Origin of the sequence: Bacillus sp. 7884-1, assembly GCF_002272245.1 — a bacterium.
In the GTDB taxonomy this organism is placed as follows: Bacteria; Bacillota; Bacilli; order Bacillales; family Cytobacillaceae; genus Neobacillus.
On the sequence record NZ_NPDD01000061.1, the window covers coordinates 12,967 to 27,181 of the forward strand.

The following is a 14,215-nucleotide window of genomic DNA, read 5'->3' on the forward strand; positions in this document are numbered from 1 at the left end:
TCACCAGTATAGATAAAAAATATTATACGGAATATACCAAAAATCGACAATGACAAATGGTGCCTGTCACCATAAAAACACAAATGTCCACCTCAGGTGGACATTTGTGTTTTTATATCAATTTTCAGGAGCTGCTGTCTCTTATGATGAGTTGGGTGGAAATGGTTATTTTTTTGGCTATTTTCCGTCCTTCGAATCTTTCTACCAGGGTGTTGACGGCTGTTTCTCCCATTAGTTCGGTAAAGACTTTCACCGTGCTTAATGAGGGAAATACATATTTGGAGATGCTGATGTCGTTAACGCCGATGATATTCACTCGGCCTGGAACAGGAATCCCTTTTTCCAATAGAGCCCTGAGTGCTCCAACTGCCAGAGAATCATTCGCTGCAAAGAAAGCGGTCGGCAGGTTTTCCCCATGCTCCAAAATTGCCCTTTTCATGAGTGAATGACCATCACTAACGGAGAAGGCACCTGTATACATATACGCTTCATTCAAAAGCCCTTTTGCACCAAGATAGGTTTTGAAGGTAACCTCTCTTTGGTCTTCAATTAGTGAAGCCTGGTCTTTGAATACTTCTCTTCCGCCAATATACCCAATCTTCTCATGACCGTGTTTTAAATAATGATCAATGACCTTTTTAGTCGCCTTTTCAAAATTAATCACAATGGAATCAAATTTTTCTTCATCGGGTGAGATATCCACAAAAACGATATTATTTGTGATGGATACCATATCCTTTATTTGTTTATTACTAAATTTCCCGATTGCGATAAGACCTTGAATCTCATCCTGTTTTAAATCCGCATAGTTGTCTTGAAAGTACTTAGCTACAGAAAAGCCCATTTGTCTGGATTGATTTTCGACACCCAAACGAATCGACATATAATATAGATCTTCTAATTCTTCTTTTTCTGTATACCATTGTAAAAGTGCAATTTTCCCGGTCTCTAGTTTTCTAGCTGGTTTCTTTTTATAGGAAAGCTGCTCCGCAACCTCAAATATCCTCTTTTTTGTTTCATCACCAACAGATAAAGAACTATCATAATTTAATACGCGGGATACCGTTGCGATTGAAACTCCTGCTAATTCTGCAATATCCTTAATTGTCGCCATTCATTAAACTCCTATTGTATTAGAAAAAAAGCGGTATTTTGTTGTGGCACGATATACTTCCTCAGGGTTTAAAACAATCGTTGGAAAATCAGGTTGGTTAATAGCATCTGGCAGTCCTTGCGTTTCTAGACACACACCTAAGTAGTTCCTTGCTCGAACACCTGCGATTGAAAAGGGACCTTCTAGTTGATTTGCTGTGTAAAGGACCACGCATGGCTGATCTGTTGTAACTAACAATGTCCTGCCACTCTCTTTTTCACTTAACACCACTGTATTTTCTCCCTTTTTTGTAAAAAGAAGCGGATGGTCATAACCATTGCCCGCAAGCACATTTTGTGGATAAGAGGATTTCATTCCCGTCTTCAACAAACGACCATGCTTAAAGTCAAAGGGGGTATTGCTAGATTCAATCATTCTTCCAGTAGGTATTAAATCGGACCCAAGTTCTAAAAAGCGGTTACTTTCTAATTGTAGAATGTGCTCGGAACAATCTCTCTTTAAATTGCCGCTTAGATTAAAATAAGAATGATTCGTTAAATTCACAATTGTTTTTTGATCTGTCACTGCTTCATAGGAAATGCTCAGCTCATTTTGATTATTTAAAAGGTAGACGATGGTCGTATCCAAATTTCCAGGATATCCTTCATCTCCATCCAAGCTCCGATAGAAAAATTTTAACCCTATAGCATTTTCCGTTTCAATGCTTTCCGTTTTCCAAATAACCGAATTAAAACCATGTTTACCGCCGTGTAAATGGTTAGGACCCTCATTAGGAGTCACCCGGTAAACTTCCCCGTCCAGTTCAAACTGTGAGTTGCTGATTCTTCCAGCCACTCGACCGACAACCGAGCCAAAATATGGGGCCAAATCAATATAATCTTCTACGTTCTCAAATCCAAGAACGACATTTTCAACGTAACCATTTCGGTCAGGGACCATTACTTTTGTAATGATACAACCGTAATTCAGGCATGAAACAGACATCCCTGAATCGTTGACAAGGGTATACTCCATGACTGACTCATCGTGATAACTACCGAATACTTTATCTATTATTTTCATTCTTTTTCCACTCCATTAATTCACTTCAAAGATATGAGCACTTATGCCATTCCAAGCTGTCAGCTGAATAACTTATGCTAAAGACGAGATAAAGCGCTTGAACCCGGCTTTACCCTCTTCATTTCTCTTATAAACACCAGCATCTTCTAAGCATTTTAAAAACTTCTTACCGGTCTCTTCTCTCACAATTGCTTCTACGTTTGATTCTGTTGCAGCAGCCTGATACTCTTCTTTTAAACCTTTTGCCCAATCCAGATGATAGTCAGCAACGATATCAGTTTCTCCTAGAATGAAATGTTCGACCTCTCTAAGTTCGTCCTTCAAGCGTGCTGGTAAAACAGCCAGCCCCATTACTTCGATTAGCCCGATGTTTTCCCGCTTAATATGATGAACGTCCTGATGAGGATGAAAAATGCCAAGTGGATGTTCCTCACTCGTTCGATTGTTCCGTAGAACTAAATCTAATTCATATACATTCTGTTTCTTACGTGCAATAGGTGTAATGGTATTGTGCGGAGTATCGCCTGTTTTTGCATAGATTTCTACTGTTTCATCGCTGTAATTTCTCCATGTGGATAGAATATGTTCACCTGCTTCCACAAGTGGTCCAATTTCCTCAGAGCGCAATCGAATGACAGACATAGGCCATTTAACAACGGAACCACGGACATTCGGGAATCTATCTAACTCAAAACTCCAATCATCCTCCGCTTTTGCCATCGCAAATTCATAATGTCCTCCCTGATAATGATCATGGGACAAAATGGAGCCACCGACTATCGGCAAGTCAGCATTGGAGCCAACAAAATAGTGAGGAAACTGCTCGACAAAGCTTAAAAGACGCTTGATGGCCGCAGAAGTAATCTTCATATCCCTATGTTCCTCTGACAGCACAATACAATGTTCATTGTAATAAACATATGGAGAATACTGTAAAAACCAATTCTCTTCTAAAAGATTTAACTTGATCAAGCGGTGATTTGAGCGCGCCGGATGGCCAATTCTTCCTGCATACCCTTCATTTTCAACACAAAGCAGACACTTCGGATAGTCATTCTTTTTTGCGGCACGTTCCCGTTCAATACTTCTAGGGTCTTTTTCTGGTTTCGATAGATTTATCGTAATGTCCAGTTCACCATATTCCGTGCTAACCTTGTACTCAATATTATTGCGAATCCGCTTCATCTGAATATAATTACTATTTTTACTTAATTCGTAAAAAAACTCTGTCGCGACTTGCGGATTTTGTTTATATTTTTCGTTAAATATTTGATTAACAGTTGATGGACGTGCCATAAAGCAGTTCATTATTTTACTTGCCAAAATCTCTTTTTCATCAAAAATATCTTCAATAATTTCTTGTTCACTGGCGTACTCTATAATCTGTTCAAGTAAATCAGGCGTCTCTAAAGTAGATTCTGCATCACATTCCTTAAACTCAACTAAATGTAAGAGTGAAAGAATTTGATTGCGAGCATAGATTTCATCCTCAGGCTCCATTAATTGAGCAGCCATGGCTTGATTGATTAATTGTTGGATTAATTGATAAACCATACCATTCACCTCTCGTATCCATTTGGATGATGCTGGTGCCAGTTCCACGCATCGCTGATGATTTGGTGTATGGACGTTCTTGTTGGATTCCACCCAAGTACACTTCTGGCTTTTTCTGATGAGGCAATTAACGTACTAGGGTCGCCCGAACGGCGTTCTCCGAATTGAACAGGAATATCAATACCTGTTACTTCTTTTGCTGTTTCGATAATTTCTTTTACCGAAAATCCCTGGCTGCTGCCCAGATTAAATACATTACTTTTCCCGCCATTTTGCAAGTATCTTAGTGCAAGAAGATGTGCATCAATTAAGTCTTCAACATGAATGTAATCGCGGATGCAGGTCCCGTCTGCCGTATCATAATCCTGACCAAAGACCGTTACCGCCGGCCTTTTTCCTAATGCAGCCTCTAATACAACGGGAATTAAATGCGTTTCAGGGTTATGGTCTTCTCCAATCTCCCCGCCGCTTCTTGCGGAAGCAACGTTAAAATACCGGAGTGAAACATATTTAAGGTCAAATGCCTTTTCACACCAAGCAATCATTTTTTCCATTGTAAGTTTTGTTTCACCATAGGTGTTCGTTGGCATTGCCCGAGCATCTTCTGTAATAGGGACAACCTTCTGTTCACCATAAACCGCGGCTGTCGACGAAAAGATGATAGGCGTAACATTAAATTCCTTCATCATTTCAAGGACAATTTGGGTGCCGAATACATTGTTGTCATAGTACTTTAAGGGCTCCGTCATCGATTCGCCAACAAGAGAGTTGGCGGCAAAATGCAGGATCGCTTCAATCTTTTCTTTTTCAAAAACAGAACGCATAAACTCACGGCTGCGAATATCACCTTCATAGAAATGTGCTTTTGGATGAATGGCATCACGATGGCCAGTTTGCAAATTATCGATGACCACCACTTGCGACCCCTGATCAATTAACTGGTAAACAGCATGAGAGCCAACATAACCGGCCCCGCCTAAAACAAGAATACTCATTCAAATTCCCCCATTTGAATTTCTTTTGCCCCATCGCCAATACTTACTACATAGAAATCAGCAGGATATCCAATTTTGTCCTGATACGCTGCACCAACATTAGCAATAAAGCTATCAACCTGTTCATTTTCAACGATGGCAATGGCACAGCCCCCAAATCCAGCTCCTGTCATGCGGGCACCAATTACACCAGGCTGTTTCCAAGCAGCTTCTACTAAATTGTCTAGTTCAACTCCAGTCACTTCATAATCGTCTCGCAGCGAAATATGCGATTGATTCATTAACTGTCCAAATGCCTCAAGGTTCCCTGCTCTTAATTCTTCAAGCGCCTTAAGTGTTCTTACGTTCTCATACACGGCATGTTTCGCACGCTTACGAACCGTTTCGTTAGGAATTAGGGTTTGATTCTCATCGAACTCTGCTTCCGTCAGCTGTCCAAGTGCTTCAATTGGAAGTCTTTGCTGCAGCTGCGCTAAAGCTTGTTCACATTCCCCACGACGCTCATTGTATTTGGAATCTGCCAGCTCTCTGCGCTTATTCGTATTCATGATTAAAATCTTGTAACCTTCAAGCTTAATTGGAGCGTACTGAAAGTTCAATGTCTGGCAATCAAGCAATATTCCAGCGTCCTTTTTTCCCATTCCAATTGCAAATTGGTCCATAATTCCACTGTTGACACCAATGAACTCATTTTCAACTCTTTTACCAAGCTTAATCATATCCAGACGCGGAATCCCTAATTTATATAACCCGTCTAACAGCACCCCAGTTAGCAGCTCAATCGATGCAGAAGATGAAAGTCCTGCTCCATTTGGGATATTGCCTTCAATTACACACTCAAAACCTGTAGAAATATCGTAGCCCGCTTCCTTTATATAACGAATCATCCCTTTTGGGTAATTAGCCCAATTATGCTGCTTATCATAATCTAATTGTGTTAAATCAAATTCAATAACTTCTTTGTTTGGAAAGTTTACTGAATAAAGGCGGACAACATTGTCATCCCTTTTTTTTGCTACGGCATACGTTCCATAAGTAATCGCACAAGGAAATACATGGCCGCCGTTGTAATCTGTATGTTCACCAATTAAATTAATTCTCCCCGGAGCAAAGAATGCTTGCTCAGGCTGGACCTCAAATAATTCTCTAAATGTAGTTGTTAACTTTGTGATGTTCATTGTCGTCCCTCCATCATTCTATCTATACGTTTATTTTAACTCTTAAGGTAAAATAAATCCATTCTTTTTACTAAAAATTTTACTAAAACATATCGTAAAAACAAAAAACAAAAGAGCCTGATTCATTCAGGCTCTTTCCCTAGTTTTTTCTTAGTTTTACCTTTGATAGATTGCTCTGTTTTCCTTGTATCTATTCTGAAGAGTACTGTAGCCGTTCAAACCCTTTGGATTAGAAATTCAAATTCCATCTCTTGATTTGCCTTGATTAAGTGTTCGTCATGAACTGGAGCTCCCCAGCTGTCGTCCCCGCCAACACCCATCTGCTTACCGGCAACTGTTACAACCGTATAATGAACCGGTGGAAGTTCATACAGATGCTGTGCATTCTCAAGTTCAAATGCTGTATATGGACTAAGGTTGCATTCCAGCGGTTTCGTTACCGAAGAAATTCTGATGCCCTGACCGTTACGGTTTGTCACACTGACGCAGCGGACACCGGTTCGATTTCCAGATTCCTGCGGCATGACATATCCTGATAGATTATCACTTACTTGATTTTTAAAGATACCAAGTTTAGCACCCATAGCACGGTCAGAGTAATTTTCTTCTGGACCCATCGCATACCACTCAAGCTGGTCATAATCAGCAGGTACCTTAAAGGACACTGCAAAAATCGGCAGCTGAGGTAGATTGTCAGCACCTTTGTACTCAGACTTTACTCGAACACTTCCATCCGGATAAACTGTATAAACTGTCTTTACACCAATGTCATTACTAATGGAGAACTTGTAAGTAAACCCAATACTGACTTGACCGCTCTTCTCTTCCACCTCTATATTTACACACTTTCTCGCCAGGCTCGCTGCATACCAAGGCCCGGAATGGAACCCTTGAGAATACCCTCGATCATTGTCCGTACTAGCCCTCCAGAACAATGGTGCCGGCGGCAATGAAATCATCTCTTTACCAGAATAGTTCAGGGATACTAAGCTTCCTGCACCTTTAGAGAACATAACCGTAAAGTCACGACCGTGAATACCAATATTGACATCCCCATAGACAACCCGTAAATTGCCGAATACTTGCGCTAATTCCTTTGTACCCACTTGATAAACAAACTGACCGAATGCAATTTCATACCCTTCTTCTCCCCAAAGGGTACTTTCCTTCAGCACGAGTGATGTTTGAATGCAATACTCACCTGTTTCAGCTTTGATTTCTGCAGGGATATCAAACTCAAAACGTCCTTCAGTTTGCGGTCCAACCACAGCCAACAGTGTATTTCGGTATAATTCCTTCCCTTCACGGAATAGGACATACTCGAGCTCATAGTCCGCAGCATTGGAGAACAAACTCTCATTTTTGATGGTAACACCCGTCTGGTCTGGAATTAGTTTAAAATCTTGATATAGGAATTTAACCTCCTGCATTTTAGGTGAAAGCTCTCTGTTCGCATACACAATTCCATTTGTACAGAATCCGTAATCCGTCGGACGATCACCAAAATCGCCGCCGTATGCAAGGTATTCATTTCCGTAACGGTCCTTTTTATAAATGGATTGATCAATATAATCCCAAATAAACCCACCCTGATACATTGGATACCTTTGCTCAAGATCCGTATATTTGTACATACCGCCAAGTGAATTTCCCATTGCATGCATGTACTCACAGCTAATGTATGGCTTCTCCGGATTTCCATTTAAGTACTTTTCAATATCGACTGGCTTCGCATACATGCGGCTTTCCATATCACTTGTGTCGTTATAATCACGGTTGTGGAATACTCCTTCATAGTGAACGAGTCTGCTAGGATCAGCCTTTTTAAAATATTTAGAGACATTTAGAATGACTTCGCCAGCGTAAGATTCGTTACCACAGGACCAAATCAAGATAGATGGGTGATTTTTATCCCTTTCTACCATCGAAATGGCTCGGTCCATGACGATAGCCTCCCATTCCGGCTTATTACCGGGAATATTCCAGGAAGGCTCAACAGCCCCCATCTTTTGCCATGAGCCGTGTGTTTCTAGATTCATCTCATCGATGACATATACACCATACTCATCACATAGCTCGTACCAATAGCTTTGGTTAGGATAGTGAGACGTACGAACTGCATTGATGTTATGACGTTTTAGTGTTTTAATATCCCAGAGCATGTCGTCCTTTGTAATCGCCCTGCCCGTGCGTGGATTGAATTCATGACGATTCACGCCTTTGAACACAATTCTCTCTCCATTGAGGTGCATAATTTTATTCAACAGTTCAAACCTTCTAAACCCAACCTTCTGAGGAACAACCTCTACCAAACTGCCAGTCTCGTTATAGAGTTGTATAAATAACTTATACAAATAGGGGGTTTCTGCACTCCAAAGCTCAGGGTTATCGATAGGCATTGAAATGGACCAATTGCCATTGACTTTTTCACCTTTTGAGGCAGCAACAAGACATCCCTGTCTATCCACTAATTCTGCTGTAATGTTTGAAGCGTTCACCCCTTGAAGCCTTAAATCAACATTTAACATACCCTTTGTAAAAGTAGAATCCAGCTCTGGACGGACAAATACATCCGATACATGTATTTCAGGTACTGTATAAAGATAAACATCACGAAATATTCCTGAAAATCTCCAAAAATCCTGGTCTTCCAGCCAACTTCCGGTACTCCGCTGATAAACCTCCACTGCCAGCTTGTTCTCACCCTCAACCAAATACGGTGTAAGTTCAAACTCAGCAGGGGTAAAAGAATCCTCGCTGTAGCCGACAAACTCACCATTTAACCATACATAAAAAGCAGACTCTACACCTTGGAAGGAAATATAAACTGGCTTATTTTCCATGTTAGTCGGAACGTTGAAGAATTTAACATAACTTCCAACCGGATTATGATCTGTTGGAATTTCTGGGGGACGAATGTCATGATGCCCGTCCCAAGGATACATCGTATTTACATATTGGGGCTGACCATAGCCTTGGAGTTGAATATGACCAGGAACACTGATATCTCCCCAGCTTGAACAAGGATATCCCATTTTATAAAATTGATCTGGTCTGTGATCCGGATTAATACTATAGAAAAATTTCCAATTTCCATTTAAATCATGACGCATTTTCATCGGAGCCGTACGTTGTGCCTCCTCCAATTTCTCATAATAGAGATGATCCGAATGCGCTTTAAGACGGTTTACAGAAAACACATTTAGATCTGTAAGCCAGTCTAATTTTGGAGCTGTTGTCATATCTATTTACACTTCCTATCTTACTTTGTGAATAATAATCTTTTCTTTTCCAAGTTCTAAGAATATCTTTTCTTCCCCAAACTCAATCTTTGGAGTGGTTTCCCATTGGTTCAAAGTGGTTTCACTTCCTGGTTCCCCAAACACAGCATTTACAAGCCAATGTATTCCTGGTTTTAGACTAGCCTTAATTGTTGGTATAACAGTACGTGTATGAACTAGATTTGTATTTGCATTTGGATAGACGAGCTCTGCTTTTCCATTTCCATACAGGCTCTTTATACCGCTTACAGCCCAAGGTGAAATGGCTGCACTTTCTTTTAAGTGTGTAATTCCTTCCGCCTTTTGCCCATTATATTGGGTATGTTCCAAACCTAAAGCGAATCCGCCCTCTGCAACGTCAAGGTTTCTTCTTGTCTCAATACAATGGATTCGTATATGCCACGGAGTCCCTGGAACAAGCCATGTTTTAATTTCAACATCATCCCACGGCTTCCATTTCGTGTAGATTACATTATCATTTACCTCATATTCCTCACACTTTCTTTTACCTCTATAAATATTGTCGCCCTCGCTGACAGCAAGTATCGAATCAAATGCTCCCTGTGCAAGTCCCCATTCAGCTTTTTGCACACTAAATCCAAAAAGATTGGAGTAAACGAATTTTTCATATTTCGCTGCAATATGAGAGTGGTCATTTGTGTGCTGATACCCCGCATTAAATGCAGCAATATAGTTTTGTTCATCTTGTCTGCATAGGATAAAACGTGGTGAGTGCTGTACAACCTTCTCCTTTAATGAAGGAAGAAGTTCCTCCTCCACCTTCCAAAAAGGATGATCAACAGGCAGTGCTAAAGGCAGGAAGGTTTTTAACGCCCAATAAGGTGAACATGGTGAATTATAATTCTCTGCCATGACCAAATTTGGATAACTATAGCCAATCGTTAGCAGGCCAATATGGTCAAATATATTTTGACTAAACCAAAAGCGAAGGTTCCGCAGGATAATTCCCTTCATTACTCCTAGCGGAAACACATCGACCTCTGCGTAGACAAGAGCACTCCAAAAGGAAGATTGCGCAAATCGGTAAGCAAGGCTTCTCCCATATGGCAGGGCGGAGCCATCATTCGCAAACCAGTAAATAAAATCCTTGGCAAATGCCGCTGCCCTGCTTTTATACAACATGGCCCTTTCTGGATCCTCGCTGCCCATCAATTTTGCATAAAGAAGACTATAAAAATGAATGGCAAACGGTCCATAATAATCACAATGAGCACCTATCCCATCAGAATACCATCCATCCTGTAAATAGAAGTGTTCTATTCGTTCAAGATTTTCTATCACGGTTTCATGATTATATGGTAAGCCAACTCTCTTAAACCCTAGATTGACTATTACCGGGAAAAATAACCAGTTGCAATCATAAACCTTGATTGTGTTGATTTGATTAAGCCACTGGAACAAATTGAATTTTTCCAAATCACTTAAAGGATCCCAAATCTTTTCAGGAATGAGCGCGAGTGCATATCCAAATGCCGCCATTTCTACAGCACGCTGATCAAAGTCTGCGATATCTCCCCAATATTCTTCATGAGAAGGGTCTGTACCATTCTTTATGCCTTGCATGTGGATATCCCAGATTTCCGATTCCTCTCCACCCGCTAACAGGGGTACAAGTCCCCATAATAGTCTTGAGAACCCTTCCATTCCAGCTAGGGAATCTGGGTACCCCGCCCCTGTACTGCCTAATTGGAGGAGGGTTTTCCCCTTTGAGTAAAAAGGCGTTAATGGGTTTAAGATTTGTTTTACAGCCTCACTCAAATCCTCCCGTGATTGAAGTGTATTTTTCTGAATAGGTAAATCGAGTTTTATCATAAACTTCCCTCCTGACAGAGAAATGGTTCCTTTTTTCCTTCGGCTATCAATCTACCAAAATAAATCTTTAAACCCTTTTAAATACGCTAGACCCTCGACAAAATAGTAGTCACCATATATGAGAGGATTATCCGTATATTTTCCTTGCGGGAAATGACTTGTTGCATGGAGAATTAATCCCTCTTCTGACCCTTCCCAATCACTGTAATGGTTGTATAAGGACTGAAGAATCCTTTCTCCTGCTTTCTTATATATTGGGGACTCTTCGGAAGCTGTTTTGTCAGCAAGCAAGAGCAGGCCGCACGCAGCTATGGCTCCTGCTGAAGAGTCCTTTGGTGAATCTACTTCTTTCGGAAGACGAAAATCCCAATCTGGTACGAAATCTTCCGACAAGTGAGAAATAAAAAAATGAGCAACCCGTTTGGCATTTTCTAGGTATTTTTCTTCACCTGTATAATGATAAGTTAGAGTGAGTCCATAAATGGCCCATGCGGTTCCTCGAGACCACGCAGACTCTGGCGCATATCCCTGCCCGCCCAGCGCTTCTATCTTTTCACCGCTATCAGGGTTGAACCGAATAATATGGTGAACTCCGCCATCGCTCCGGATAAAGTGATCTACTACCATTTCGGCATGCTTCTTGGCAACACCCTTGAACCTTGGATCACCTGTTTCTTCAGATGCCCAGTACAAGAGCGGCAGGTTCATCATACAGTCAATAATGGCAATTCCACTATTGTCTTCTCCTTCGGTCCATGGATTCCAAGCTCGAATATAGTTGCCATTTGGGTTAAAGCGCCCCATTAATAGATTTGCCGCTATCAGTCCACGCCGTTTCGATTCTTCGTCACCCAAGATTTTATACCTTGCGACACTGGTCAATGTCCACATAAACCCCATATCATGATCGAGTTTGTAATAGTCTCGTTGGACAGTATCTAACTTGTCCTCACATTCTTCCGCTAGTAGTCTTAAATTCTCATTTTTTGAATCTCGATAAATAAGCCATAATAGTCCCGGCCAGAAACCCGCAGTCCACCAATGAGGTTCTGCAAGTACATACTGGCCATTCTCACTGGCATGTGGAAAGTTCGCACCTATTCTCTTACTTGTTCTACTAATTTTATTCGTGACATTTTCCCACGCTTCTTCTATCCACTGTTGTTCAGTCAATCTCTTCACCCCGTCTATTCAAATTGAAATGCCAACTCGACAGTACACTCCCTATCAGGGTGCAGTACAATAAAGTCGAGGGCTAGATTATCTTCTGATTTACCGAAATGATTAATAAAAGGAATCAATTTTGTCTCTAGCTTAAGCTGCCTCGTATCATATGAAATTCTTACTTTATTCTGCCCTTCTAGAATGACTCCATCTTCGGTTTTTGTGATTACTAATACAGGTGTAATGAACCGTTCCACGATTGAACCTGGCTGCTCAGCAAAAGAATATGCGTCTTCCAATATCAGTTTTGGTTGATTTGTTTTTATCCATGTAAATCTTCGCTTTACTCTTTGAAGACTCTCAACCTCATACGCATTTGCAATATCCATTTCAAAGATATCAATCTCTTCTCCTATAGAAACATGAAGAATGTCAGCAGATTTTTCTGCTCCAGCTTTTTGAAATTGGTGATTTATTATTGGAACAGAATGTCCTTGGGAGCCATTACATAAAAAAGAATAGCGTTTTTCACTAAAGTAATCCTTACTGTATAAACCACTTCCTAAATCTTTAAAGAACACTTCTGTATTTCCTTGCAAAATGAAGTGGCCAATGTCGTTATGGTTATGAGGCTCGTCGTTATATCCGCCTTTTGCTGCAAATGCAAAACTTCCCGATTCACAAATGTGCCTCGAAAGAAACCATTCCGAATCCTTTGAATAATGGGTGCCATTTCTCCAAGGTAATGGAAGAGAATCTTCATCAAACCACAATAGATTTCGGATTGCTGGAGCCCATCTGCTGCAATGGTCGTCCGTATAATGAGAACGTAGATAGGTTTCTGGAACTTCGAAATCACTATAAATTTTGCTTAAATAATGGCTCAGCCCCAGAAAAACAGAAGCGGTCGGATGTGAGTCTGAAAAGTTAACAACAAGATTCCGATTTAAAAAGGTCCTTTGTTGAAAAAGAGCAATTTGATGAACCTTTTCAGAGTCGAATAGGTTCAACCTTCCTTCTGTCTTCTTTTTCAATAAATCTGCAAAATAGACATAATACCCAAAACCATATTCCCAATAACCGTACCCCTCAAGGCATATCCCATCATCCTGGAAACCTTTTAAGTAAGAATCCATTGCGTCCATTACCCGTTCCAAAATGATGGCAAGTTCATCCTGATCTTGGATTAAATGCAGTGCTGCACAACCAATGGATCCCGCACATACAGCTGCCCAATTATGTGTTTGTTTCTCCCAGCCAAAGGTTTTTTCTTTAAAAGGGAAAAAGATTCTATTGTATATTTCTTCATAAATGCGCTTACAAATTTGTGGATTTAAAGAATCCTCCGTTAGTTTTACTATTTCAGCTAACGCAAAGGCCGTTTCAGCGGCAAATAAATCAATAGAATACTCTTTCTTACTAGGCTTATTAAGTGCATAATGAACGTTCACCGATGTTTCCGGACTATTTTGCAAGTGTGCAGGCAGACACCAGGAATATTCATTGCAAACGGACCATATCGTGTTTTCTAGTGCCGCCAAATATTCGTCTTTTTCAGGTTCAAGTAACACCATAATTGCAAAGGTCGTTAGTCGTCTCCGCTTTTCGAAATAAATCTTCTCAAATTCTAGGCGGGAGCCAGTTTCCCCAAAGATTTTGAAAAGGGAAAACGTCAGTTCAGGATCGCTTTCTTTTAAAAGTCTATCCCCTTCATCTCTAATTTCATTAAGAAGCAGTTGAAAAGCAGGTTTTTGTCTTATTTCTTTCCACCAATTTATTTTGGATTCCCTAGTAGGAAACAATAGGGAAGTTTGGGACCCTATCAAACTCTTAAGCCCGGCTGTAAGCAAAATTTCTACCTCCTAATCCAATTCCTTTTATTATAAATTAGGGCAAGTTGAAAGTATTAACGGTATTTTGATTTATATATACAAAATTTTGACTATCTTTTCTCAAAGGTTATTACCGCTTTCATTTCAAAGACTGTGTTAAATTAGGCTGTTGATTTGTGCTCCAGGCGCTTCGCTTTCCGCA

At 40.5% G+C, this 14,215-nt stretch carries 9 protein-coding genes; all 9 read right to left on the reverse strand.

The genetic code is table 11. The features are described from left to right. Nucleotides 1–124: 124 nt before the first annotated feature. Complete coding sequence (locus tag CHI06_RS07895; protein WP_095247880.1) at nucleotides 125–1,114, reverse strand: LacI family DNA-binding transcriptional regulator; 990 nt, start codon at nucleotides 1,112–1,114, stop codon at nucleotides 125–127. Between the two features lie 3 nt (nucleotides 1,115–1,117). Next, complete coding sequence (locus CHI06_RS07900) at nucleotides 1,118–2,176, reverse strand: aldose epimerase family protein (protein WP_095247881.1); 1,059 nt, start codon at nucleotides 2,174–2,176, stop codon at nucleotides 1,118–1,120. Nucleotides 2,177–2,248: 72 nt separating this feature from the next. Beyond that, on the reverse strand, nucleotides 2,249–3,730 hold the full coding sequence (galT, locus tag CHI06_RS07905) for a UDP-glucose--hexose-1-phosphate uridylyltransferase (RefSeq protein ID WP_095247882.1): 1,482 nt from the start codon (nucleotides 3,728–3,730) through the stop codon (nucleotides 2,249–2,251). A 5-nt stretch (nucleotides 3,731–3,735) separates the two neighbouring features. Then, on the reverse strand, nucleotides 3,736–4,725 hold the full coding sequence (gene galE, locus CHI06_RS07910) for a UDP-glucose 4-epimerase GalE (protein WP_095247883.1): 990 nt from the start codon (nucleotides 4,723–4,725) through the stop codon (nucleotides 3,736–3,738). Continuing rightward, entirely contained in the window at nucleotides 4,722–5,903 is a 1,182-nt protein-coding gene (locus tag CHI06_RS07915) for a galactokinase (RefSeq protein ID WP_095247884.1), read from the reverse strand. Before CHI06_RS07915 ends, galE begins: the two co-directional genes overlap by 4 nt. Before the next feature lie 215 nt (nucleotides 5,904–6,118). Further along, a complete protein-coding gene (locus tag CHI06_RS07920; RefSeq protein WP_095247885.1) occupies nucleotides 6,119–9,145 on the reverse strand; it encodes a glycoside hydrolase family 2 TIM barrel-domain containing protein in 3,027 nt (1,008 codons plus the stop codon). A 15-nt stretch (nucleotides 9,146–9,160) separates the two neighbouring features. Further along, on the reverse strand, nucleotides 9,161–11,017 hold the full coding sequence (locus CHI06_RS07925; RefSeq protein ID WP_095247886.1) for a DUF2264 domain-containing protein: 1,857 nt from the start codon (nucleotides 11,015–11,017) through the stop codon (nucleotides 9,161–9,163). Nucleotides 11,018–11,068: 51 nt separating this feature from the next. Further along, nucleotides 11,069–12,199, reverse strand: a complete 1,131-nt coding sequence (locus CHI06_RS07930) for a glycosyl hydrolase (protein WP_373558142.1) — start codon at nucleotides 12,197–12,199, stop codon at nucleotides 11,069–11,071. Between the two features lie 5 nt (nucleotides 12,200–12,204). Then, nucleotides 12,205–14,031, reverse strand: coding sequence for a heparinase II/III family protein (locus CHI06_RS07935; protein ID WP_095247888.1), 1,827 nt, complete (start codon nucleotides 14,029–14,031; stop codon nucleotides 12,205–12,207). Nucleotides 14,032–14,215 lie beyond the last annotated feature (184 nt).